Annotated in this window: 20 protein-coding genes; 16 read left to right on the forward strand and 4 right to left on the reverse strand. The window is 32.4% G+C overall.

The features are described 5' to 3' along the window. From GQ40_RS15940 to GQ40_RS15950, 3 genes are all read left to right on the forward strand, one after another. Entirely contained in the window at window positions 1–945 is a 945-nt protein-coding gene (locus GQ40_RS15940) for an L-histidine N(alpha)-methyltransferase (protein ID WP_047550666.1), read from the forward strand. Window positions 946–1,016: 71 nt separating this feature from the next. Further along, window positions 1,017–4,724, forward strand: a complete 3,708-nt coding sequence (locus GQ40_RS15945; RefSeq protein WP_047550669.1) for a metallophosphoesterase — start codon at window positions 1,017–1,019, stop codon at window positions 4,722–4,724. 9 nt (window positions 4,725–4,733) lie between these two features. Further along, window positions 4,734–6,053: a DUF2254 domain-containing protein gene (locus GQ40_RS15950; protein WP_052184296.1), complete on the forward strand. Its 1,320-nt coding sequence runs from the start codon at window positions 4,734–4,736 to the stop codon at window positions 6,051–6,053. Here GQ40_RS15950 and GQ40_RS15955 read toward each other — a convergent pair. After that, window positions 6,035–6,841 (reverse strand): hypothetical protein, encoded by an 807-nt coding sequence (locus GQ40_RS15955; RefSeq protein ID WP_047550672.1) that lies wholly within the window; start codon window positions 6,839–6,841, stop codon window positions 6,035–6,037. The genes GQ40_RS15950 and GQ40_RS15955 overlap by 19 nt on opposite strands. 121 nt (window positions 6,842–6,962) lie before the next feature. Between GQ40_RS15955 and GQ40_RS15960 the strand changes: the two genes are divergently transcribed. After that, the gene (locus GQ40_RS15960; RefSeq protein WP_047550675.1) at window positions 6,963–7,649 is read left to right on the forward strand and encodes a glycerophosphodiester phosphodiesterase; all 687 of its coding nucleotides are present in this window, start codon (window positions 6,963–6,965) and stop codon (window positions 7,647–7,649) included. Then, window positions 7,646–8,863, forward strand: a complete 1,218-nt coding sequence (locus tag GQ40_RS15965; protein WP_047550678.1) for an NAD(P)/FAD-dependent oxidoreductase — start codon at window positions 7,646–7,648, stop codon at window positions 8,861–8,863. Before GQ40_RS15960 ends, GQ40_RS15965 begins: the two co-directional genes overlap by 4 nt. Here the strand turns inward: GQ40_RS15965 and GQ40_RS15970 are convergent. After that, entirely contained in the window at window positions 8,850–11,102 is a 2,253-nt protein-coding gene (locus tag GQ40_RS15970) for a response regulator (protein ID WP_047550681.1), read from the reverse strand. The two genes, GQ40_RS15965 and GQ40_RS15970, sit on opposite strands and share 14 nt — an antisense overlap. An 82-nt stretch (window positions 11,103–11,184) precedes the next feature. Here GQ40_RS15970 and GQ40_RS15975 point away from each other — a divergent pair, with 82 nt between their 5' ends. From GQ40_RS15975 to GQ40_RS16005, 7 genes are all read left to right on the forward strand, one after another. Beyond that, window positions 11,185–11,721 carry a DUF1697 domain-containing protein gene (locus tag GQ40_RS15975; RefSeq protein ID WP_047550684.1) on the forward strand — a complete coding sequence of 179 codons (537 nt, stop codon included), beginning with the start codon at window positions 11,185–11,187 and terminating at the stop codon, window positions 11,719–11,721. Window position 11,722: 1 nt separating this feature from the next. Further along, entirely contained in the window at window positions 11,723–12,805 is a 1,083-nt protein-coding gene (locus GQ40_RS15980) for a diphosphomevalonate/mevalonate 3,5-bisphosphate decarboxylase family protein (protein ID WP_047552094.1), read from the forward strand. 103 nt (window positions 12,806–12,908) lie between these two features. Further along, window positions 12,909–13,838 (forward strand): mevalonate kinase, encoded by a 930-nt coding sequence (locus GQ40_RS15985; protein ID WP_047550687.1) that lies wholly within the window; start codon window positions 12,909–12,911, stop codon window positions 13,836–13,838. A 466-nt stretch (window positions 13,839–14,304) separates the two neighbouring features. Then, window positions 14,305–15,348: an MBOAT family O-acyltransferase gene (locus tag GQ40_RS15990; RefSeq protein ID WP_316931478.1), complete on the forward strand. Its 1,044-nt coding sequence runs from the start codon at window positions 14,305–14,307 to the stop codon at window positions 15,346–15,348. A 9-nt stretch (window positions 15,349–15,357) separates the two neighbouring features. Next, window positions 15,358–16,263: a hypothetical protein gene (locus GQ40_RS15995; protein ID WP_047550693.1), complete on the forward strand. Its 906-nt coding sequence runs from the start codon at window positions 15,358–15,360 to the stop codon at window positions 16,261–16,263. Between the two features lie 46 nt (window positions 16,264–16,309). After that, entirely contained in the window at window positions 16,310–17,185 is an 876-nt protein-coding gene (locus tag GQ40_RS16000) for a geranylgeranylglycerol-phosphate geranylgeranyltransferase (protein ID WP_231565593.1), read from the forward strand. Window positions 17,186–17,441: 256 nt separating this feature from the next. Continuing rightward, window positions 17,442–18,335 (forward strand): pseudouridine synthase, encoded by an 894-nt coding sequence (locus GQ40_RS16005; RefSeq protein WP_047550699.1) that lies wholly within the window; start codon window positions 17,442–17,444, stop codon window positions 18,333–18,335. 8 nt (window positions 18,336–18,343) lie between these two features. Here GQ40_RS16005 and GQ40_RS16010 read toward each other — a convergent pair whose 3' ends face one another. Both GQ40_RS16010 and GQ40_RS16015 read right to left on the reverse strand, forming a co-directional pair. Further along, window positions 18,344–19,348, reverse strand: coding sequence for a transglutaminase domain-containing protein (locus GQ40_RS16010; protein ID WP_047550702.1), 1,005 nt, complete (start codon window positions 19,346–19,348; stop codon window positions 18,344–18,346). 16 nt (window positions 19,349–19,364) lie between these two features. Next, window positions 19,365–19,856 (reverse strand): carboxypeptidase-like regulatory domain-containing protein, encoded by a 492-nt coding sequence (locus tag GQ40_RS16015; RefSeq protein ID WP_047550705.1) that lies wholly within the window; start codon window positions 19,854–19,856, stop codon window positions 19,365–19,367. 441 nt (window positions 19,857–20,297) lie between these two features. Here GQ40_RS16015 and GQ40_RS16020 point away from each other — a divergent pair, with 441 nt between their 5' ends. Genes GQ40_RS16020 through GQ40_RS16035 form a run of 4 tightly spaced genes read left to right on the forward strand, consistent with a single transcriptional unit; the run spans window position 20,298 to window position 25,128 of the window. Next, entirely contained in the window at window positions 20,298–21,695 is a 1,398-nt protein-coding gene (locus GQ40_RS16020; protein WP_047550708.1) for an arginine decarboxylase, read from the forward strand. Next, window positions 21,688–22,632: an agmatinase gene (gene speB / locus GQ40_RS16025; RefSeq protein ID WP_047550711.1), complete on the forward strand. Its 945-nt coding sequence runs from the start codon at window positions 21,688–21,690 to the stop codon at window positions 22,630–22,632. Before GQ40_RS16020 ends, speB begins: the two co-directional genes overlap by 8 nt. Then, a complete protein-coding gene (locus GQ40_RS16030; protein ID WP_047550714.1) occupies window positions 22,619–23,596 on the forward strand; it encodes a deoxyhypusine synthase family protein in 978 nt (325 codons plus the stop codon). The genes speB and GQ40_RS16030 overlap by 14 nt, the downstream gene beginning before the upstream one ends. Beyond that, window positions 23,596–25,128, forward strand: coding sequence for a carbon-nitrogen hydrolase family protein (locus GQ40_RS16035; RefSeq protein ID WP_047550717.1), 1,533 nt, complete (start codon window positions 23,596–23,598; stop codon window positions 25,126–25,128). The genes GQ40_RS16030 and GQ40_RS16035 overlap by 1 nt, the downstream gene beginning before the upstream one ends. Window positions 25,129–25,151: the final 23 nt, after the last annotated feature.

Consider the following 25,151-nt stretch of genomic DNA (forward strand, 5'->3'; position numbering starts at 1 on the left):
ATGAATACCACGTTTGCAAAAGATATAAAAAAGGGCTTAACTGCTGAAGATAAATTTCTATCATCAAAATATTTCTATGATGACAATGGTAGTCGCATATTCCAGGAGATCATGCAAATGCCAGAATATTATTTAACAGATGCCGAATTTGAAATTCTTTCATTACAATCAAAACAAATTGTTGAGGCATTAGGTTTTAGCGAACCTTTCAATATCATAGAATTAGGTGCTGGAGACGGTTTTAAAACTTTTAAGCTTCTTGAATATCTTGTTAATGAAAAAATCGAGTTTAATTATGTGCCAATAGATATTTCCAAAGAGGCCATAACGATACTCTCAGCTAAACTTAAAGAGCGATTGCCCAAATTATCCATCAAGCCAAGAGTTGGCGATTATTTTGATATTCTAAAAGAGGAATCAAAAAATAACATACCAAGTCTTTTATTGTTTTTAGGTAGTAATATTGGTAACTACCAAAGCGAAGAAGCTATCAATTTGATCAAGCTCTTTAATGAAAATATGAATGTCAATGATAAACTTCTTATTGGGATTGATTTAAAGAAAAATCCAATAACTATACAAAATGCCTATTTTGATAACGCTGGAGTTACTAAGCGTTTTAACTTAAATCTTTTGCTGAGAATCAATAGAGAATTTAATGCTGATTTTAAAATTGATGATTTTGATTTCTATTGCTATTACAATCCTTTAAATGGTGAGGTGAAAAGCTATATTGTGAGCTTAAAAAAACAAACGATTCATATTGAAAAATTAGACTTACAGGTTGAGTTCAATCAAAATGAACTTATATGGACAGAGCTTTCTAAAAAGTACTCAATTGAAGATATAGAGAATTTGGCAGATGAGGCAAATTTCAGTGTAAAAAACCATTTTTTAGATTGCAAGCACTATTTTACTGATAGCCTTTGGGAAAAGTTAGGCTAATAATCAATACATTTGGTATGGAGGGATTACTATATATTATATGCTCTCCTTTACTATTTAAATCGTACATAATGACTAATGTTTATAGATATACTTCAATAATTATATTGCTTCTACTTTTTAATGCTTGTGCGACTTATCATCCGCAGTATAGAGAGGAAGAGCAAAAAGGTATAAAACGTCCAGATAAAGAAATTGAGAAAACATTTTACTTAGTTGGTGATGCAGGAAAATCACCTCAAGGCGGTATGTCTAAAGCGTTGACTGCATTTAATAATCATATTTCTGGTAAAGACACAAAGGAAGATTTTGCCATTTTTTTAGGAGACAATATTTATCCAGATGGTCTGCCACTTGAGGGAACACCAGGAAGAAGAGAGGCAGAAAATGCTCTGAATGGTCAAATAAAATCGGTTAAAGACTTTAAGGGAGAGGTCGTTTTTATACCTGGAAATCATGATTGGTATGCAGGTGGTATTGATGGTTTAAAACGTCAAGAAAAATATATTGAAGATGCTTTGGGAAAAAATACGTTTCAACCAGAAAATGGTTGTCCGTTAGAAAGTATTGATATAGGAGAAAATATTCAATTAATTGCTATAGATACGCAGTGGTACTTGGAAAATTGGAATAATAATCCAGGAATTAATGACGAATGTGAAATCAAAACAAGAGATCGTTTTTTTGAAGAATTAGAAGGCGAGCTTAAGAAAGCCCAAAACAAAACAATAGTATTGGCAATGCACCACCCAATGTACACAAATGGTGTTCATGGTGGTTTTTATGCAGCAAAAAAACATTTGTATCCAACACAAAGTAACACGCCAGTTCCAATTTTTGCTTCATTAATAGCGCAAATTAGAACTCAAGGAGGTGTTTCTATCCAGGACCGATATAATGAAAGTTACAATAAATTGATGAGTCGCTTAGAGACTTTGGCATTTGAGTCTGAGAATTTGATATTCGTCTCTGGGCACGAACATACATTGCAATACATAGAAAATGACCGAATTAAGCAAATTGTATCTGGATCTGGCGCAAAAGAATCTTATGCTCAATTGAGTGATAATGGTTTGTTTTCTTATGGAGGACAAGGGTTTGCAGAGCTTACAGTTTATAAAGATGGTAGTAGCTGGGTAAGTATTTATGGAGAAGAAAATGGACAACCTAAACATTTATTTGCTAAGCAAATTTATGAGCCAACAAAAGATTATAATGTGTCACACTTACCAGATAGCTTCCCTCAAGAGATAGAAACATCTGTTTATTCAAAAGAAGAAACCGAAAAAACCAGTTTTTTTGAGTCGGTTTGGGGAGATCATTATCGTGAAGTTTACAGTACCAAGATTACAGCACAAGTTGCCACTTTAGATACATTATATGGCGGACTGGAAATTGTGAGAGCAGGTGGTGGCCACCAAACAAGATCACTGCGCTTAAAAACCAAAGATGGTAGAGAGCTAAATATGAGAGCATTAAGAAAAAGCGCTACTCAATATTTACAAGCGGTATTGTTTAAGGATACATACATCCAGGATGATTTTGAAAAAACTGCAATTGAAGGTTTGATTCAGGACTTTTACACAGCAGCACATCCTTACGCGTTTATGGTGGTTCCAGATTTATCAGATGCAGGTAAAATTTATCATACAAACCCTAAAATTTTTTACATTCCGAAGCATAAATATTTGGGAAAATATAATAATGATTATGGTGATGAGCTTTACATGATAGAAGAACGTCCAGAAGATAACTATACAGACGAGCGCAATTTTGGATATGCAGATGATATTGAAAGTACCCACGATATTATAGAAAAAATCAGAGAAGATGAAAAATATAAAATCGATGAAAACGCATACATAAGAGCACGATTGTTTGATATGTTAATTGGTGATTGGGATCGCCATCAAGACCAATGGCGCTGGGCACAATTTAACCAAGAGAATGGAGATAAGCTTTTTAGACCAATACCTAGAGATCGTGACCAAGTGTTTTCTAATTTTGATGGAACCTTGTTGGATGTAATGCGAATCATATCTGGATCTACCAACCAATTGCAGGTCTACGATGAAGAGTTAAAAGATGTAAAATGGATGAACTCTGCAGGTGTAAAACTTGATCGGGTTTTGGTGCAACAATCAACCAAAGAAAAATGGCTGGAGCACGCAAAATACTTGAGAAATAATATTACAGATGAAGTTATAGAAAAAGCCTTCTCTAAAGTACCTATTGAAGTTCGAGACGAAACTTTAGAAGAGATTAAGGTAAAATTAAAAGGTAGGCGATCAAACTTAGAAGATATTGCTGAACGTTACTATAAATATTTGAATGAATTGGTGATTCTTACAGGAACAGATAAAGATGATTATATAGAGGTCATAAGAGTTGCCGATAATGAAACCCAAGTAAAAATATCAAGAATTATAGATGGTGAAAAAGCAGAAGTTATCGTCGATAAGGTATTCAACAAAGATATCACTTCAGAAATATGGGTTTATGGCTTGGATGACAAGGATGTCTTTGAGGTGTCTGGTAAAGCCAATAATTTAATATTTACAAGATTAATTGGTGGTCAAGAAAATGACACTTATATAATAAACTCAGGTAGAAGAGTGAAGGTTTACGATCATGAAAGTAAACCAAATACAATAGAAAAAAATAAAGGTGCAACCATAAGATTTACAGATGTTTATAACCTTAATCTATTTGATTACCAAAAACATATCGTCAACAATGGTTCAATAACACCAGCATTAGGATATAATCCAGATGACGGTATTTCCTTAGGTTTTCAATTTGCTAAAACTAAAAACGGGTTTCAAAGAAATCCCTTCTCACAGCAACACGTATTTAAAGGAGGTTATTTTTTTGCAACCAGTGGTTTTTCATTAACCTATGACGGTGAATTTGCAAATATCATGAACGACTGGAATTTGCATGTTGGAGGACAATTTACATCAGATAATTTCACAAATAACTTTTTTGGCTTCGGAAATGAAACCGTAAACAACGATGACGAACTTGATTATGACTATAACCGTGTAAAGACCAGTATCTATATGGCAAAAGCTGGTATTTTGAAGAAAGGTAATTTTGGTAGTGATTATGGATTTAGAGCTGTTTTTGAAGCTATTGAACTCGATAACACAGCAAACCGATTTATTACACAATTTGCTCCTGCATCATTTGATGAATTCTACAAAAGGCGTTTGTTTGCTGCTTTAGAGACCGAATATAATTACGAAAGTTTTGATTCTAAGCTAGATCCTTCTAGAGGGATGACATTTAAAATGACCGTAGGAGGTAAAACCGAACTTGAAGATGCCAAAAACGTTTATGGCTATATAAATTCTAATTTAGGATTTTATAATTCAATAAGTAGAAATCGTAAACTGGTTTTAAAGACAGATGCCAGAGTTCAAGTAAGAGTTGGTGACGATTTTCAATTTTACCAAGCTGCAAATATTGGAGGTGATAGTGGTTTGAGAGGTTTTAGAGCAGAACGTTTTACTGGTAAAAACTCATTTGTAGGGAGCGCAGATGTGAGATACAGCTTTAATTCTTTTAAAACAAGAACACTACCTTTGCAAATCGGTATATTTGGTGGTTTTGATATTGGTAGAGTTTGGCTTAAAGGTGATTTTTCTGATAAATGGCATAACGATTATGGAGGTGGATTTTGGGTAACCGCTGCTGAAAGTCTCTCAGGGACGTTTAATCTTTTTAATAGCTCAGAAGGAGTCAGGTTTTCTTTCGGTTTTGGGCTAAATTTTTAAAACACTATTTTGAAAAGTTATTTTTACATCATCATAAAATATTTCGAAAAATTAGAGAGCAATATCGCATTCTATCCATCTTTGATAAGTGCAGCAGGCATCTTCTTTGCATTTTTCATGATCTATTTAGAAAGTGTTGGTATCTCTAAATACCTCGTTGAGCATGCACCGATTCTTGTAGTAAACAATACAGAAACTGCAAGAAGCCTTTTAACGACATTTATAGCAGGATTGATATCCATTATGGTATTCAGTTTTTCATTGGTAATGATCCTTTTAAATCAAGCGTCAAGTAATTTTTCGCCTAGATTGCTTCCAGGCTTGATTTCTAACTCAAGACATCAAATAATATTGGGTATTTACAATGCTACATTACTGTATTGTATTTTTACGTTAGTCTCTATCGCACCTCATGGAGATAAGTACCAAATGCCAGGTTTCTCGGTGTTATTAGGAATCATATTTATGACTTTAAGTTTGGGGGCATTTATATATTTTATTCATTCTATTTCACAAGAAATCCAAGTGAGTAACATCATGGATAAAATCTTCACCAAATCTAAAAATCGTCTAGAAAAACTTGTAGAATCAGAAAAGCACCTAGATACGGACTTTGAAGACACTAGTGAATGGAAAACGCTAATGGCAAAATCCACGGGTTACATGCAGGACATAAGTCTAAATGCATTGGCAGAATTATCAAAAGAGAATAATCTCAAAATTGAAATCGTACCCATAAAAGGCGTCTATGTACTAAAAGGAATCCCTGTTCTAAAAGTAAAGGGAGAAACAGATGATGAACTTGAAAAATCACTTTTAGAAACCATTACATTTTCTAAGAACGAACTTATTGAAGATAATTATGTATTGGCCTTCAAACAAATAACAGAAATCGCTCTTAAAGCCATGTCACCAGGAATAAACGATCCTGGAACATGCATAAACGCAATAGATTACTTAACAGAGCTCTTTGCGTTAAGAATGACTAAAAAGGATAAAAGCTATTATTTTGATGACAATGACAAACCTCTAATATATATTAAAACTGTAAGTTTTGAGGAAACATTGTTCTATGTTATGGCTGCCCTAAGGAACTATTGTAAGCATGACCTTATTATTGTTCAAAAATTATTTTTAATGCTGCAATATCTGTTGCAAATAGATGATGTCTTAGATGAACATTACAAAAAAGCAGTAGTCAAGGAGATAGAAAATTTAAAAAATGATGCTTTAAAATCTCATGAAAATGAAGCAGATTTAAAAGTAATCAAATCCCAGATTGAACGATTAGAGCGTTTAAATCCTTCAGATCAAAAGATAAAATCATAAATTTTTCCACCTTCGTGTTTTGTTTTTTCATCTGTGATTAAAACCTCATTATCATGTATAAAAACAACACCTTCCTTTTGGGAATCGTGTTCAAATGCTAATGATTTTACTTTGCCATCAAAAAAATTATCAGATTTAAAATCTGTGATTTTCCATAACCTTTCATGGTTTAATAGCACAACGGTTTTACCATCATCACTAATATCTGCCGAAGTAACTTTTGTGTGTTTTCCATCAAGTTTCACTTCAGCAATATAGTTAGCCTCATGATCACCTTTTCTATTAGGGACCTTAAAAAGCTTGCAGTCCTTATCACTTTTTGAGAATATATAAAAGTAGTCATTGTAGAGAAAAAACGATTCAAAATCTTCAGATTCCATTTTCTTCGGAAGTGTAAAACTTATCACTTCCGCAGTAGTTAAATCTGTTGCTTTTTCAGGATTTGTTATTTTATAGATAGTGAAATTCTCTCGTTTTTTACTGTTATTTCCAAAATCTCCAATGTAGATGTTTCCGAAGTTATCCGACGTTAAATCCTCCCAGTCATTATTTTGCGCATTTTCAATTTCAAGGTTTTTTACAATTTCAATTTTTGAGTTCAATGCATATAGGTTATTCTTGTTTCCCGCATCTTCGATAGTCCAGAGTAAATCTGAGTTTTTTGTTTTTTCAATGGCAGATGCTTCTTTTAAACTCGAGGGTAAATCGGCAAGAGGCGTTACTTTTCCAGTGTAACACGAAGAAGTACTAAAAAAAAGGATTATTATAAAAAAGCTATTAAAATTCATAAAGTTTAATTTATAATAAAGTAAAAAGTTTTTCTTGGTAAACGAAAATCTAAAGTCATAAAGATTCTTTAAAATTAATTTTCCGGTATTTCTAATGCTGAATTTAATACTTTTATAGCCTATGCAAAATCCATTAAAATTTGGTCACAGAGGAGCCAAAGGTCATTTGGCGGAAAACACAATAGCATCCATTGAAAAAGCCATAGAGCTTGGTGTTGATGGTATTGAAATTGACGTTCATAGATGTGCATCTGGAGAACTAGTCGTGTTTCACGATTTTACTTTAGAAAGAATGACCAATGGGTTTGGTGATGTTTCACAACATACATTATCGCAATTAAAGGCCCTCAAGGTTAGTTCTCAATTTACAATCCCAACTCTAGTTGAAGTTCTTGATGTAATTGATAAAAAATGTGTTTTAAATATAGAGCTCAAAGGAAAAGATACTGCAACAGAAACTTGTAAACTCATTGATGCGTTTATAACGTACAACAATTGGAAAATCTCAGATTTTTTAATCTCAAGTTTTGATCTTGAAGAATTGAAGAAAGCTCGTGTTCTTAATGAAAATTTAAGACTAGGTGTACTTACTGAAAAAAGAGTACCAGACATTTTAGAATTTTCGAATACCGTTAACGCCTATTCACTCAATATCAACTATGAAATGATCGATAGAAAAGACGTGAAATTGGCTCATGATAATGGATTGAAAATTTTTGTGTGGACGGTAAACAATATTAAAAGTATAGAGCTTATGAAAAAGTATGATGTAGATGCAATAATTTCTGATGTGCCAGATTGCTTATGAAAAAATATGATGTTATTATAGTTGGAGGTGGAGCAGCAGGTTTTTTTGCAGCTATAAATATTGCAAATTTAAACCCAGAATTAAAAGTTGCTATTCTTGAAAAAGGGAAAGAGGGTCTTCAAAAAGTAAAAGTTTCGGGAGGAGGGCGATGCAACGTTACGCATGCCGAATTTATACCACAAGAATTAGTACTTAATTACCCAAGAGGAGAAAAAGAACTTCTTGGTCCTTTCCACCAGTTCATGACTGGAGATACCATAGAATGGTTTGAAAATAGAGGTGTAGAATTAAAGATAGAAGAGGATGGTCGCATGTTTCCTGTTTCTAATTCATCACAAACAATTATAGATTGTTTTCTTGACGAAGCAAATAAGCTTAATGTTGAGGTTTTATACTCACACGCATTAAAATCAATATCAAAAACTAAAGGTGTTTGGTTATTGGAAACAAATCAAGGCGATTTTTCGGCAGAAAACATAATGCTGGCGACAGGAAGTAGTGCTAAAATCTGGAATATGCTAGAATCTCTTGGGCACACGATTTCACAACCTGTACCCTCATTATTTACTTTCGATATTAAAGATGAGCGCATAAAAGATATTCCAGGTGTAGTAGCTTTAGATGTTGAGGTAAAAGTCGTGGATTCTAATCTGTTTAGCGAAGGACCGTTGCTTATTACGCACGTTGGAATGAGCGCTCCAGCCATTTTAAAACTCTCTGCATTTGGGGCAATAGAACTCGCAACTCGTAATTATAAGTTCCAGATTGAAGTGAATTTTATTAAACAATCGTTGGATGATTGTATTGACAATTTAAAACATATAAAACATGAGTTAGCTAAAAAAACAGTTCTCAAATCCGCTCAGTTTGAAATCCCAAAACGATTATGGCAAAAACTGGTTTTAGCATCTCAAATAACTAATGATACCCGTTGGGCAGACCTCAATAAATCACAGTTAGAGCAATTAGCTTCACAGCTTACAGAGGCAGTTTTTGATGTTACTGGCAAAAGCACCTTTAAAGAAGAATTTGTTACTGCAGGTGGTGTAAATCTAAAAGAAATAAACTTTAAGACTTTTGAAAGTAAGATACAAGAAAATCTATATTTTGCTGGTGAAATTTTAAATATCGATGCCATAACTGGCGGGTTTAATTTTCAAAATGCGTGGTCTGGAGCTTATGTTGCAGCACAGGCTATTGCTATGCATAAATAGATGTTCTAGAATATTTTTGAATAGTACTTTTAAATTCCTCAAAATTATAAGGTTTGGTAATCACTTGGTTAATGCCAGCTTGCTTTGCCCTATCTTCAATTTCATTAGAATTTAATGCGGTTAAAGCCAAAATAGGAATGTAAGGATTAAACATTCTAATATGTTTGGTAACTTCAAAACCATCCATATCTGGCATATTTATATCCATTAAAATAAGATCAAAATCACCTTCTTTAACAATTGAAATACTCTCGCGACCGTTATGAGTTGTTTCACAGTAATGGTTATCTATTCTCTCAATATTTTTTTGAGTAATCAAAAGATTGATTTTGTTATCATCAACGACAAGCACATGTATTGGAGTATCGTTTTGAAAGTCGTTTTTAGGCTTAGATATAGGGTTTGTTTTTGAAAACTTGAATGTAGTGTCAAAAAAGAATGTTGAGCCTTCTCCTATTTCAGAAATAAAATCAATAGTAGAACCATGGCTTTTTAATAATGTTTTAACGATGTAAAGTCCTAAACCAGAGCCTCTACTGTTTTTATTTAAAAAGGTTTTATTTTCAAAAGCATTGAATATGATTGATCTATGTTCATCATCAATTCCAATACCAGTATCTCTAATTTCAAAATGGAGCGTCACATCATCTGCAGTTCTGCTTTTTTCGGTAACGTGGATGGATACAGATCCGGTTTTGGTATATCTAATCGCATTATAACCAAGATTGATTAGTATTTGACTAAAGGCAACTTTATCTATTAAGATATTTTCGTCAATATCTGAATCTTCAATTTCTACATAAAAATCTAAGCCTTTTTGCTCGGCTGCCACTTCAACACTACTGGTAACATGTTTTAAAATATTGACAACCTTATCAGGTTTTAAACGCAAATCCTTGTCTTCAAAACTTAGTTTGGTAGCTTGTAAAACATTATCAATTAGTATAGAAATATAATTAGTTGAGGAGATAAGAGAATTTAAATAAGATTGTTTTTTGTCTTTATTATCTTCTTGCTCAATAAGTGTTGCTAAACCATTAATGCCATAAATTGGAGTTCTTAGTTCATGACTTAAAACTGAGAAAAATTCTAGTCTTTCTTTATCAATTAACAAAAGCTTATTGTTGGTCTGTTTGAGCTCTTTATTGATGTTGCTTATGTTTTTTCTAGCTTTGAAATAGAAATACAAAAGTATTAGTGCAATAATTAAACAGAAGCCAGTAATAATTGTAGAATAAAGGAATATTTGAGATAATTTGGTTTCGTTTTCCCTAGTATGCTCAACAACATTAAGTCTTTGTTCTGCGGTTATAATTTTATAAATAAGCTCACCGTTTTTAGAATTTCTTTTTTCATAATCCCTTAGGGCATCATATTTATAAGTGTCAGATTTTAATAAATACTCGGTAGCAGAATCTAGATTTTTATCAATATCCTTATAATATAAAAACTTGTAATAGTTGAAGGTTGCTAACTTGTTGTATTTATCGTATTCATCCTTAATGGATTCTTTAAGATCATTCTCTTCTATAGTAAATAACAAATCAAAACCTTCCTCTTTGAAATTACTGATTTTTACTTTTGCAATTGCATTATAGTATTTGAATGAGGTTTGCAACCGCTCTTTTAACAATGGGTAATCGTATTCTTTTGAGGTATTCAATAAATCGAAATTAGTGCTATCTAATTTTGCTAAAGCATAATTTGTAGATTCAAAAAGGCTATCGTTTTCATAGTTATAATATTGCTTTTTGACCTTGTTTTGAAGATTTATAAATTGAAATTCACTATTTAAATCGTTAGATAATTTTTGTGCTATTGGGTAAATACTGTCAAACTTTTTATAATTTTTGGAATCTACATAAGTTGAAATAAGACCAGCCAAAACTATATCTTTTCCTTTGTTCATATCTAAGGAATCATAAATAGTTAAAGCTCTATAATAGTAATCTTGTGCGTTTTTGTAATTTCCCATTTCAGATAAAACCATACCAAACGCATTGTAGGTTTTAGCCTCAGTAGATTTTAAATTATATTTTTTAGAAAATTCTAGAGCCTCATTTAGTAATACCGTGGCTTCGTAAAGACTGTCATTTTGAATTAATCTATCTAGAGCGATACTATCAAATGTACAGTTTGATACATTTTTTTTAATTTCTTTTTGGGCAAAGCCAATAGAACTAAAAGCGATGAATATAAAAACTTGTGTAAATAAAAGTGTAAATCTTTTATGCGACATCTAAGTAGATTAATAAATTTGGGTGCGGTAAAATTACAATTTATTTTTTAATATCATTTTTTTATTTGAATTTCAATCTTTTATGAATTATATAGTTTTACTTAGAGGAATTAACGTTGGAGGCCATAGAAAGATTAAAATGGAAGATTTGCGTGATTTGCTCACCAACTCAGGATTTAGAGATGTGAAGACTTATATTCAAAGCGGAAATGTAATTTTAAATACTTCGGAAATTTCGCCATCCAACATTCAATCAAAAATCAAGACATTACTTCTTGACCACTTTAATTTTGAAGTCCCAGTCATTGCCAAGACTAGATTTGAATTTCAGGCTATTTTTGATAACTGTCCATTTTCCGAAGAAAAAAAAGAAAACAGCTATTTCGTTTTACTAAGTGAAATACCAAATGTAGCTGCTGTAAAAGAATTGTCGAAAATTAAATATGAGAATGAAGAATTCCAGATTATCAATAACTGCGTTTATTTTTATTCCCACATAGGCTATGGCAATTCAAAGTTCAACATGAATATGATTGAGAAAAAATTAAATGTATATGCAACATCCCGAAACTTTAAAACAATGGTAAAACTACTATCTTTGTGCGAGTCAAATGATTGATATGATAGAAACTCAATTTATACCCAAACCCTATTCAAAAAATCTAGAAAGCGGTCAATTTACGTGGTCATCTCCAAGCAATATTGCGCTGGTAAAATATTGGGGAAAAAAAGAACATCAAATTCCTGAAAATCCTTCGGTTAGTTTTACTTTGGATTATTGTAAAACAACAACCACAGTAAAATTTTCAAAAAAGGAAACTAAAGAAAATTTCTCTTTTGAAATCTTTTTAGATGGTGAGAAAAAGGAAGATTTTAAACCTAAAATTGAAACTTTTTTTAAACGAATTGAGACGTACTTACCCCTTTTAAAAGCCTATCATTTTAAGATTGAAACGTCTAATTCTTTTCCGCATAGCTCTGGCATTGCATCGTCTGCTTCTGGGATGAGCGCTCTGGCTTTATGTTTACTGAGTATTGAAAAAAGACTTTTAGAAGATATTTCCGAAGAACAATTTAATCAAAAAGCATCCTTTTTGGCGCGCTTAGGCTCAGGTAGTGCTTGTAGAAGTATTGAGGGCGACTTGGTCGTTTGGGGAAATCATGACGACATTGAGGGTAGCTCTAATCTCTTCGGAATAAAATATCCTTACGACGTTCATCAAAATTTTAAAAATTATCAAGACACCATACTTTTGGTAGATAAGGGAGAAAAGCAAGTGAGTAGTTCGGTTGGTCACAATTTGATGCACGGGCATCCTTTTGCACAACAACGTTTTGAGCAGGCTCATCAAAATATGTCAAGATTGATGACAATTTTTAAGTCTGGAGACTTAGAATCTTTTATTAAAATTGTTGAAAGTGAGGCATTAACCCTACACGCAATGATGATGACCAGCATGCCATATTTTATTTTAATGAAACCAAACACATTGGAAGTCATTAATAAAATCTGGAATTTTAGGCATAAAACAGATTCAAAAGTGTGCTTTACTTTAGATGCTGGCGCAAATGTTCATGTATTATATCCTGAAAATGAAAAAGAGAATGTTTTGGAATTCATTAAAAATGAACTTGTTGATTATTGTCAAAATGGACATTATATTACAGATCAAATTGGCTTTGGCGCTAAGATGATTTCATAATGATAAAAAGCTAATTATTAATTCTATAAACCAAATAATAGAATTATCCGTATATTTGTTAAACACTTGCGGTCAAATTTGACTGTCAATTGAAGACTACTAAATGAAAGGACCTCTTTTTTATTCAAAAATATTACTCTTTGGTGAGTACGGAATCATTAAGGATTCTAAAGGTTTATCTATCCCATATAACTTTTATAATGGTGCATTGAAGACAGATGAGAATCCTTCTGAACAAGCTATAAAATCCAACGAAAGTTTAAGGCGTTTTGTATCATATTTAAACGATATTGATAGTAAACTGGTCACGTTTGATATTGAGACTTTAGAAACTGATGTAGAAGGAGGTATGTATTTTGATTCTTCAATCCCACAAGGCTATGGCGTTGGGAGTAGTGGTGCTTTGGTTGCTGCGATTTATGATAAATATGCTGAAGATAAAATTACGGTTTTAGAAAACTTGACGAGAGAGAAACTTCTAAAATTAAAACTGATTTTTTCTGAAATGGAATCGTTTTTCCACGGGAAATCTTCAGGTTTAGACCCATTAAACAGTTATTTAAGTATCCCAATTTTAATAAACTCTAAAGATAATATTGAAGCAACGGGAATTCCTGCACAACAAACAGACGGTAAAGGCGCTGTGTTTTTATTAGATTCTGGCATAATTGGCGAAACAGCACCAATGGTTAGCATCTTTATGGAAAACATGAAGCAGGAAGGCTTTAGGAGTATGCTTAAAAATCAATTTATCAAACATACAGATGCTTGTGTGGATGACTTTTTAAAAGGTGATGTAAAATCGCTTTTCAAAAACACCAAGCAACTCTCAAAAGTTGTTTTAAATCATTTCAAGCCAATGATTCCAAAACAATTTCATGAACTTTGGAAAAACGGACTTGAAACAAACGACTACTATCTAAAACTTTGTGGCTCTGGAGGAGGAGGTTATATTTTAGGATTTACCGAAGATTTCGAAAAAGCACAACAATCACTTAAAGATTATAAATTAGAAGTCGTTTATAACTTTTAGATTGCTCTAAACACTTTCTCTTGAAATTAATTAGTGACATACTTAATTTAAAATTGTAGGTATGTTATTTAATTCACTTGAGTTTGCTGTTTTTCTTCCAATAACTTTTCTGTTATACTGGTTTTTAGCGAAAAAAAGCACTAAAGGACAAAACACCATAATATTAGTTTCTAGCTATGTATTTTATGGGTTTTGGGACTGGCGTTTTTTAATTCTCATTTTTTTTAGTTCAACACTAGATTACGTTATAGCCAATAAGATTAATCACAATAAGGTTCAAAATAAACGAAAATTATTAATGTGGTTAAGTGTCTTTATCAATATAGGGTTATTGGGTGTATTCAAATATTTCAATTTTTTTATAGACACATTTGTTCAGACTTTTACCCTTTTTGGAAAAAATATATCAGCCAGCAGTTTGAGTTTGATTTTACCCGTAGGTATAAGTTTTTACACATTCCAAAGTTTGAGTTACACTATTGATGTATATAGAAAAACATTGAAACCTACTAAAGATTACATTTCGTTTTTATGTTATGTAAGTTTTTTTCCTCAACTAGTTGCAGGTCCAATTGAAAGAGCTAGTAATTTATTGCCTCAATTTTACTCACTTCGGAAATTTAATTACAACCAGGCTTCCTCTGGTTTAAGACAAATACTTTGGGGTCTTTTCAAAAAAATGGTCGTGGCAGATAATTGTGCGAGATATGTGAACATCATATTTGAGAATTCTTCAGATCAAACTGGGAGCACATTGTTCTTGGGTGCGGTATTATTTTCTTTTCAGATTTATGGTGATTTTTCTGGATACTCAGATATTGCTATTGGTAGTGCTAAATTATTTGGATTCGATTTTAAGCAGAATTTTTCTGTGCCATACTTTTCTAGAAATATAGCCGAATTTTGGAGGCGATGGCATATTTCATTATCGACTTGGTTTAGGGATTACTTATATATCCCTTTAGGTGGGAGTAGAGGATCAAAATTAAATACAGTACGAAACATTTTTATTGTTTTTATAATTAGTGGTTTTTGGCATGGAGCGAATTGGACGTTTATCGTTTGGGGTTTTATTCATGCATTATTTTTTGTACCATCTTTTTTGGTGAAATCTAATAGAAGATATCTTGACGTCGTAGCCAAAAATTCATTTATCCCTTCTTTTAAAGAGATTTTGTCAATGTTGTTTACGTTTATCGTTGTTACTTTAGCATGGGTTTTCTTTAGGGCAGAAACAGTAATGGATGCATTTGTGTACTTTCAAAATATGTTTTCAAAGACCATGTTTACAATGCCTTATTATATTTCCGAAGAAAAATTGATCGTTAGTATTTTCTTCATCATTGTTCTAATCGTTTTTGAGTGGATTGGAAGAAAAAATAGTTTTACCTTAGAACACATAAATGTGGTGATGTCAAGACCAATAAGATATGTCTTTTATTATGGATTGATAATGGTCATATTTTTATTTGGAGCCAAGAACGAGCCTTTTATCTATTTTCAGTTTTAATACAGTGATTTGAAAAGATTTTTAATACATATAACATGGTTTGCAATTGTTGTTGGTTTGAGCATTTTTTGTGTTTTCTCTTTGGCAGACGGAACTTCAGATCCCTTTTATAAAAGATTTACGACGCCTAGACAAACATCTTTGGTTCTTGGATCTTCAAGGGCTGCTCATGGTATAATACCATCAATAATAAGTGAAGAATTAAAAATTGAAAATGGATTTAATTACGCCTTTACTTATAATACGAGTCCTTATGGCGAAGTGTACTTAAATAGTATTAAAAAAAAACTGGATACAACCTCAAAAAATCAACTGTTTATTTTGGGTGTTGATCCATGGGTTTTGTCAAACAAAGGAGATAACCCTAATGATATCGACCAATTCTTAGAAAAAAACAATTTTTTAGGTGATTTGGAGACTGTAAATTCAAATCCTAATTTTGAATACTTAATTAAGTCTTATTCTGATCCCTACATTAAAATTTTATATAATAATACCCATGTTAAATTAGAAGATGATGGATATTTAAGAACTTTAATAAATCCATCAATTGAAAAAATTGCAATTAATAAAGGGAAAACTTTAGAGAAATACAAGAGGATACCAAAACTATATAAATTTTCAGAACTTAGAATGTCCTATCTAAAAGAGACAGTAAACTATTTTCAAGAATATGGAGATGTATATTTAGTAAGAATACCTATAGACTTAGATTTTTTAGAATTGGAAGATATTTTAAAACCAGATTTTGACGAGCTTATGAATACATTTGCATTACAATTAGATATCGAATACTTTAATTTTTCAAAAGAAGGTAATAGTTATAGCTACTCAGATGGTCATCATCTGTTGCCAGATTCGGCAAAAGAACTATCATTGCAAATTGCTAATAAAATAAAACAGAGTAAAGAGTAATAATTTAGAAATGGGCAGTTACGTTACGAGAAGGCAAAAACACATTATGCTGAAATTTTTCAGTATGTTTTCTGTTGTTCGTGGTTATAACATTCTCATTATTGTTATTGCACAATATTTGACTTCTGTTTACATACTGGCTCACGACAAACCACTCAAACAAGTGATTTTTGATGTGAATTTGTTCATGTTGGTTTTGGCATCTGCAGCAACAATTGCAGGAGGATATATTATCAATAATTTTTATGATTCTGAAAAAGATCAAATCAATAGACCGTTCAAATCAAAATTAGATCGACTCGTAAGTCAGAATACAAAACTCTCATTTTATTTTGTACTCAATTTTTCCGCAGTGATAATGGCGAGCTATGTATCATTTAATGCAGTGATTTTTTTCTCTATTTATATATTTGGGATCTGGTTTTACTCGCATAAATTAAAAAAACTCCCATTTATTGGTAATCTAACATCTGCGATATTAACCATTACTCCTTTTTTTGCGATTTTCCTGTATTATCAAAATTTCGAGCATGTCATTTTTGTGCACGCTGTTTTTCTGTTTTTGATGATTTCTATGCGAGAACTAACAAAAGATCTAGAAAATATGAAAGGGGATTTGTTGCTCAATTACAAAACAATACCAATAGTTTATGGGGAAAAAGCATCAAAAATAATGCTCACCGTCTTAATTTCAATAACTATTATACTCGTATACCTATTACTTAATTATTTTGATGTTGGTTATATGTATTTGTTTTTTTACCTCTCTGTATTTTTATTATTTATTTTTCTAGCTTTACTTTGGAAATCTAAAACCAAAACCCACTACTTGATATTACATAATATTTTGAAATTTATTATAGTAGCAGGCGTTTTTTGTATCGTACTTATTAATGTTGACATTGTTTTAAACCGAATTTAAGTAACCATAATCTTAAAGTTGCATTTGCTCAAATTTCATCTGTAGTTTTCAGTAAAAATAGAACACTTTTAAAAGTAAAACAGTCTATCGCACCATAGATTTTAATCGTGTTTGAAGAACGACTAATTTTTAATTTAATTGAATACCCTTTTTGGAGGCGTTACGCAACTATACGTAAACCGCGAGCGTTAATCTACCATTAAAATTATCTATTAGTATGAACTAATTATAGTACCTTTGCGAAAAATTATAAATCATGAGCAGACAGCAAGGAACGAACGGAAAAGGGAAATCTTCAGGAAGAGGAAGCAGTAAGCCAACCAATAAAAAATCAAGCAGAGGACGCGATGATGCCAAAGGTAAAAGTTTTGCTCGTGGCAATGCACCTATAAAGAAAAAGGTGACAACACCAGTAGCGCCAAAACCAACAAAACCATCTAATCCAGACGAGATTAGATTAAACAAATACATAGCCAACTCTGGTGTTTGCTCACGTAGAGATGCAGATATGCACATTTCCGTAGGTAGTGTAACGGTAAATGGTAAAGTAATTAATGAAATGGGTTACAAAGTAAAACTTGATGATGATGTTCGTTTTGATGGTGCTCGTATTAATCCAGAAAAGAAAACTTACGTATTGCTTAACAAACCAAAGGGATTTGCAACCACTACAAGTGAAAGTAAGGGAAAAACCGTGATGGATCTTGTTGCAAATGCTACAACAGCACGTATAAAACCAATAGGAAGGTTAGGAAGAGGTTCTACAGGCTTATTGTTGTTTACAAACGACGATATTATTGAAAAAAAATTCACTAATTCTAAAAATGGAGTATCCCGATTATTTGAAATTGAATTAGATAAGAACTTGAAATATGAAGATTTTTTAAAGATTAAGGAAGGGATAAAACCAATGGGTAAATTGGTTGCTGTTGAAGAGATAAGCTACATTGACGGAGCTCCAAAAACTCAAATTGGACTTAAGATTAAAAACACAGGAAATTCCATTTTACATACCATCTTTGACTATCTTAACTATGAAATTGTTCGTGTAGACTGTGTTCAAATAGGTCACTTGACCAAAAAGGACTTACCTCGTGGGCATTGGAAGCATTTAACAACTCAAGAGGTTAACACATTACAAATGTTGTAATAAGAGAATTAATTTTTCACTTTAAATGTATACGTAGAAATCAAATCGTCATCAATATAAAGGTGCACATCATAAAACCCATTATACTTAAATTGGTGTTCTAGAGTAAGGGATTTGTTTTTAATGTTAACAAAGTTGGGTGTTGTTTTCTTATTGCTAAATCCGTTATCAATTAAAAAACTAATGCTTTCTTTATCTATGGTTTTTTGGAGTTGGTATTCAAATGTGACGGTTTCATTTTGCTGTAAAGATTGATGCATTTTTTTTGGCGCATCGTGAGCAGTTAAATTAGTAAACGCCTTACCGTACAAAATGGGAGCAGATAGAAACTCTTCAAACGTATGGTTTTCATGATCTATAAGAATCCATTTTTTTTCCTCTGGGAAGTGGTTCATAATAAACAAACTAGGATCACTTAAAAAGTAACCATCATTATAATCAAATTTAAAAATATTGGTTTCGGGATCGGGAATTCCAGCAGCCCAAGTTGGGTCGCAGAGATACCATTTTCCATTTAGTTTTATCGAATTCCAAGAGTGGTTTGGTGAGTCTGAAACATCTAAACCTGTCATACTGGTTTTACCGTAACCGTGTACAATTTCACAGTTTAAATCTGCTAATTTTGAAAGTTCCTTTAAAATATAAGCGTATCCCGTACAGATCGTTTTTTCTTGTTTCAAAAGCTTTTTAAAAACATTCTTTTTCAAACGCTCATTCCAAGCTTTCAGTTTAGTACTATCTGTTTTGTACTTGTGTCGCTTTCGCTTATTTTTCAAATAAAGCGTATAGTCATTGGCAATATTATGACAAACCCACATATATATTGCTCTAAACTTTTCCACATCTGTATCTAAACCGTACGTGAGCGCGTAAGTTAGTTTTGGTAAATTATCAAGCCCTTCATTTTTGCAAGACAATGCTATTTGATCTGCTTTCGAAAAATTGATATGATCAAAATCAGCTATTTGAGCATGAGACGAAAATGCAAACATGAAGAGCAGTAGATATCTCATTTATAATAAATAGGTCTTATTTAGAACGTTTGGATTTGTATGGTTTTTCAGCATTTGGCGCTCCCATTATTTCAATAAGATCATCAGACATCATTAAATTAATATAGGTTGTATTTGCATCAATTTTTATTTGTTGCTTCTCATAACCTAAAGAGCTAAATACCAATATGTCTCCAGCGCTTAATAACTTCGGAAATGTAAATTCTCCATTTTCGTCTGTTACAGCTCCAACTTTAGCGCCTTTAAGCATAATGTTCACACCGGGAAGCACTCCTTTTTCATCACTTACTTTTCCTTTGACGCTAAATTCTTGATCTGCTGCAGTTTTGGTTGAAGTGTTATTGTCCTGTGCCTGTAATGGGCTAGAAAATAATGCGGTAATCATCAGTATACTTAAAAACTGAGTGATTTTTCTAATAGTTTGTGTTTTCATGATTATAGGTGTTTTGTTTAAATCAAAAGTATAGGTAATCACTTTGTTTCTCAAGTAATAATGAGTTAACGCCATGTTTTGTTTAGTGAAAAGTCATTTTAAATGAGTTAACTATAAAATTATAAATTAAATGATTAACATGCTCATTTTTAACGTTAAAATAATAATTCAAAAAACATCTCAAAAATGTATTGTATGTTAAAAAATAAATTACATTTGACACGTTTTTTGGAAAACGTTTTTCTCAAAATTAAATTATTTAGCTGAACAAACTGAAATCTGTTTTTACGTTCGGGCTTTTGAAAATCAGGAAGCCATATTCAAGAGCTGCTTATAGATTAAGCAACCGAATTTTAGAGCTTACTTCCGCCAACTACATTGTTATGAGTCAACATTTGTTTGGATTCATACCTACTACCCATTCTCAAATTCAAGTATGATAATTTTTTAATTTAATACTATCTTAATACTGATTGTCATTTTCAGTTTATATCTTTAAGTCTTTAAAAAATTATAATGAACACAAAATATATTGATTTGGTAGATCAAACCTTTGATTTTCCACAAGAAGAATTCAAACTTGAAAATAGAACATTGGAGTTTCACGACATCAACCTTATGGGATTGGTAGAAGAATATGGAGTTCCTTTAAAGTTCACCTACTTACCGCAGATATCAAATAATATCAATCGTGCAAAGAAATGGTTTGCAGATGCGATTGAAAAAAACAATTACAAGGGTAAGTACAATTACTGTTACTGTACAAAGAGCTCACATTTTAAGCACGTTTTAGACGAGGCTTTAAAAAATGATATCCATATAGAAACATCTTCAGCTTTTGATATTGATATTGTGGAGAAGTTAAAAGCAGAAGGCAAAATAACAAACGATACATTTGTTATTAGCAATGGTTTTAAGCGCGCACAGTACGTTACCAATATTGCGAGATTGATCAATAGCGGTCATAAAAACGCAATACCAATTATTGATAATTATGAGGAGATCGATTTGCTTTCCGAAGAAATAGAAGGAAAATTCAATGTTGGTATTAGAATAGCTTCGGAAGAAGAGCCAAAATTTGAGTTCTATACCTCGCGACTTGGCATTGGTTACAAGAATATTGTACCATTTTATAAAAGCCAAATTCAGAAAAATAAAAAAGTAAAGCTCAAAATGCTGCACTTTTTTATAAATACCGGTATAAGGGACAACGCCTACTATTGGAACGAACTCAATAAGTGTTTAAAGGTATACACGAGTTTAAAAAAGATTTGTCCTAGTTTGGATAGTCTTAATATTGGTGGAGGATTTCCTATTAAAAATTCTTTAGCTTACGATTTCGATTACGAATATATGGTTGACGAAATCGTCAATCAAATTAAGACCGTTTGCGAAAATGAAGATGTCGCTGTACCAAACATTTTTACCGAATTTGGAAGTTTTACAGTAGGTGAAAGCGGTGGAGCAATTTATGAGGTATTGTACCAAAAACAACAAAACGATCGTGAAAAATGGAATATGATCAATTCATCTTTCATCACAACGTTACCAGATACTTGGGCTATAAACAAACGTTTTATAATGTTGCCAATAAACCGTTGGTATGATAGTTATGAGCGTGTACTCTTAGGAGGGCTAACTTGTGATAGTGATGATTATTACAATAGCGAACAGCATATGAACGCTATTTATCTACCAAAATACAATAAGGATAAACCTTTATATATTGGTTTTTTTAACACAGGTGCTTATCAAGAAACAATTGGAGGATTTGGAGGCTTACAGCATTGCCTGATCCCGTCACCAAAACATATATTAATAAACAAGGATGATGAAGGAAACATCACCACAAAGCTATTTAGTGAACAACAAAAAAGTGAAGACTTACTTAAAATTTTAGGTTATAATGGATAATAAAACTTACGCAGGAATCGAAGAGCAATATGCTAAACTAGACAATTCTAAAATTGTCTTAATTCCAGTACCTTATGATGGTACAAGTACATGGCAAAAAGGATCAGATAAAGGTCCAGACGCATTTTTGAATGCTTCGGAAAACATGGAACTTTATGATATCGAAACCGAAACCGAAGTATATAAACAAGGTGTTTTTTTAGCAGACGCGATTACAGAAAATGCATCACCAGAAAGTATGGTAGATGAAGTTCATAAAATCACAAAAAAATATATCAAACGTAATAAGTTTGTAACGACTTTTGGTGGTGAACATTCAATTTCTATAGGTAGTATAAGAGCATTTAACGAGTGTTTCGATGACCTTACAGTTTTACAAATTGATGCGCACGCAGACTTGCGTAAAGAATATCAAGGCAGTAAATGCAATCACGCCTGTGCAGTATATGAAGCAAGTCAGACTACAAATTTAATCCAAGTTGGAATTCGTAGTATGGATGTTATGGAAACAACCGTAATGGATCAAGAAAAAACATACTTTGCTCACGAAATGGCAGTAGATGATGCTTGGATGGATTCTGCAATTGATCAAATGACAGATAATGTATATATTACTTTTGATCTAGATGCTTTTGATCCTTCAATTATGCCATCAACAGGAACTCCAGAGCCAGGAGGTTTGCTTTGGTACGAAACGATTGAGTTTTTACGCCAGGTTTTTGAAGAGAAAAATGTGGTTGGTTTTGACATAGTTGAACTTTGTCCAAATCCTAAAGAAAAATCTTCCGACTTTCTAGCTGCTAAGTTATACTATAAAATGTTAACCTATAAGTTTTTAAACCAAGAAGTGGGAGACGATTACGAGAATAATTTTAATGAATCAAAAGGAAGTCCGAACAAGATTTCAAAATTTAACGACGACGATGACAAAGAATAAAGGAGAGATTTCAAAATTTATAGAAAAGTATTATTTACACTTTAATGCAGCAGCTTTGGTTGATGCAGCCAAAGGGTATGAAGATCAATTAAATTCTGGGGCAAAAATGCTAGTGTCACTTGCGGGCGCTATGAGTACTGCGGAATTAGGAAAGATCTTTGCAGAAATGATTCGTCAAGATAAAGTTCATATTGTCTCTTGTACAGGGGCGAACCTTGAGGAGGATATCATGAATTTAGTTGCGCATTCACATTATAAGCGCGTACCAAATTATCGTGATTTGACACCTCAAGAAGAGTGGGATTTGCTGGAGAAAGGATTAAACCGTGTAACAGATACATGTATTCCTGAGGAAGAAGCTTTCCGAAGAATTCAAGAACACATCTTCAAAATATGGAAGGATGCCGAAGCTAAAGGCGAACGTTATTTACCACACGAGTATATGTACAAATTATTGCTTTCTGGAGTTTTGGAAGAGCATTATGAAATAGATTTAAAAGATTCTTGGATGTATGCTGCTGCAGAGAAAAACCTGCCAATAGTTTGTCCAGGTTGGGAAGATAGCACAATGGGTAATATCTTTGCAAGCTATGTTCTTAAGGGAGAATTGAAAGCTAGCACAATGAAATCTGGTATTGAATACATGACTTTCTTAGCAGATTGGTACACAGATAATTCTGAGAAAGGTATCGGTTTCTTCCAAATTGGAGGAGGTATCGCTGGTGATTTTCCTATTTGTGTAGTGCCAATGCTATATCAAGATATGGAGCGAACAGACACACCATTTTGGAGTTATTTTTGCCAAATCAGTGATTCTACAACAAGTTATGGATCCTATTCTGGAGCAGTACCAAATGAAAAAATTACTTGGGGAAAACTCGATATCAATACCCCAAAATTTATTATTGAAAGTGATGCAACAATCGTTGCTCCTTTAATTTTTGCTTACCTATTAGACATGTAATGGAAGAACAAAAAATTGAAAATATAGAATTACAATACCTAACAGTTGATGATTATGAGGAATTAAAATCAGCAACCTTAGAATCTTATGGAGGTGTATTAAATTCCTATTGGAAAAAGCAGCATATCCAACAATTAACGACCATATTCCCTAAAGGTCAGGTCGTTATAAAAATTGATGGTAACATTGCAGGTTGTGCGTTATCTTTGGTCGTAGACTACGGGAAAATTGAAGACAACCACACATATGCAGATATTGTTGAAGGTGATAAATTTAAAAATCACGATCCAAATGGAGATGTTCTCTACGGAATTGATGTATTCATCAAACCAGAATATAGAGGTTTACGATTAGGACGACGTTTGTACGATTACCGCAAAGAACTCTGTGAAGAGCTCAATCTTAAAGGAATAGTCTTTGGCGGAAGAATGCCAAATTACCATAAATTTCAAAGTGAATTTACACCTAAAGAGTACATTGAAAAAGTAAAGCGTAAGGAAATCCATGATCCAGTTTTAAATTTTCAAATTTCTAATGATTTTCATCCTTTACGTATAATCAAGGGATACTTACAAGGTGATACCGCATCTAATGAGTATGCGGTTTTAATGGAATGGGATAATATCTATTACACTAAAAAAAGTAGAAAAGCGAGCACGGTTAAAACTATCGTAAGATTAGGTTTGATCCAATGGCAAATGAGAACCTATAATAGCTTGGAAGAGCTTATGCAGCAAGTAGAATACTTTGTTGACAGCGTTGCAGCTTATAGATCTGACTTTGCACTGTTTCCTGAGTTTTTTAATGCTCCGTTAATGGCGAAGTTCAATCATATGCATGAGCCAGATGCCATTAGGGAATTAGCGAAATACACCAAAGTAATTGTTGAGAAAATGCAGCAATTATCCATCTCCTACAATATCAATATTATTACTGGTAGTATGCCAGAATTAATTGAGGATAAATTATTTAATGTAGGTTATTTATGTCGTAGAGATGGGAGTTTAGAACGTTATGAGAAAATCCATGTCACACCAGATGAAGCAAAGGTTTGGGGAATGCAAAGAGGACATAAGTTACAAACTTTTGAAACCGATGCAGGTAAAATAGGTATATTGATATGTTATGATTCTGAATTTCCTGAACTTTCCAGATTATTATCTGATGAAGGTATGGACATACTTTTCATACCATTTTTAACAGATACGCAAAACGGGTATTCACGTGTACGTTTGTGCGCACAAGCGCGTGCTATAGAAAACGAATGTTATGTAGCTATTGCTGGTAGTGTTGGTAATTTGCCAAATGTGAATAATATGGATATTCAATATGCACAGTCGGCTGTTTTCACACCATGTGATTTCTCTTTTCCAAGTAATGGAATAAAAGCAGAAGCAACAACAAATACAGAAATGATTTTAGTCGCAGATGTCGATATTAGTCTTTTAAGAGAGCTTCATTCTTTTGGAGCAGTTAAAAATTTAAAGGATAGAAGAAAAGATGTTTATGACGTTATACGAGTAAAAGAATAAATAGTATATTTATCATAAATTAG

The sequence above is a fragment of the Psychroserpens sp. Hel_I_66 genome, assembly GCF_000799465.1.
Lineage (GTDB): Bacteria > Bacteroidota > Bacteroidia > Flavobacteriales > Flavobacteriaceae > Psychroserpens.

Coding starts and splice junctions, on each gene's coding strand:
- GQ40_RS16035 (WP_047550717.1), top strand. CDS start 23,596: ATGGAAGAACAAAAAATTGAAAATATAGAATTACAATACCTAACAGTT.
- GQ40_RS15945 (WP_047550669.1), top strand. CDS start 1,017: ATGACTAATGTTTATAGATATACTTCAATAATTATATTGCTTCTACTT.
- GQ40_RS15970 (WP_047550681.1), bottom strand. CDS start 11,102: ATGTCGCATAAAAGATTTACACTTTTATTTACACAAGTTTTTATATTC.
- GQ40_RS16030 (WP_047550714.1), top strand. CDS start 22,619: ATGACAAAGAATAAAGGAGAGATTTCAAAATTTATAGAAAAGTATTAT.
- speB (WP_047550711.1), top strand. CDS start 21,688: ATGGATAATAAAACTTACGCAGGAATCGAAGAGCAATATGCTAAACTA.
- GQ40_RS16020 (WP_047550708.1), top strand. CDS start 20,298: ATGAACACAAAATATATTGATTTGGTAGATCAAACCTTTGATTTTCCA.
- GQ40_RS15960 (WP_047550675.1), top strand. CDS start 6,963: ATGCAAAATCCATTAAAATTTGGTCACAGAGGAGCCAAAGGTCATTTG.
- GQ40_RS16000 (WP_231565593.1), top strand. CDS start 16,310: ATGCTGAAATTTTTCAGTATGTTTTCTGTTGTTCGTGGTTATAACATT.
- GQ40_RS15965 (WP_047550678.1), top strand. CDS start 7,646: ATGAAAAAATATGATGTTATTATAGTTGGAGGTGGAGCAGCAGGTTTT.
- GQ40_RS15955 (WP_047550672.1), bottom strand. CDS start 6,841: ATGAATTTTAATAGCTTTTTTATAATAATCCTTTTTTTTAGTACTTCT.
- GQ40_RS16010 (WP_047550702.1), bottom strand. CDS start 19,348: ATGAGATATCTACTGCTCTTCATGTTTGCATTTTCGTCTCATGCTCAA.
- GQ40_RS15975 (WP_047550684.1), top strand. CDS start 11,185: ATGAATTATATAGTTTTACTTAGAGGAATTAACGTTGGAGGCCATAGA.
- GQ40_RS16015 (WP_047550705.1), bottom strand. CDS start 19,856: ATGGCGTTAACTCATTATTACTTGAGAAACAAAGTGATTACCTATACT.
- GQ40_RS15940 (WP_047550666.1), top strand. CDS start 1: ATGAATACCACGTTTGCAAAAGATATAAAAAAGGGCTTAACTGCTGAA.
- GQ40_RS15985 (WP_047550687.1), top strand. CDS start 12,909: ATGAAAGGACCTCTTTTTTATTCAAAAATATTACTCTTTGGTGAGTAC.
- GQ40_RS15980 (WP_047552094.1), top strand. CDS start 11,723: ATGATAGAAACTCAATTTATACCCAAACCCTATTCAAAAAATCTAGAA.
- GQ40_RS16005 (WP_047550699.1), top strand. CDS start 17,442: ATGAGCAGACAGCAAGGAACGAACGGAAAAGGGAAATCTTCAGGAAGA.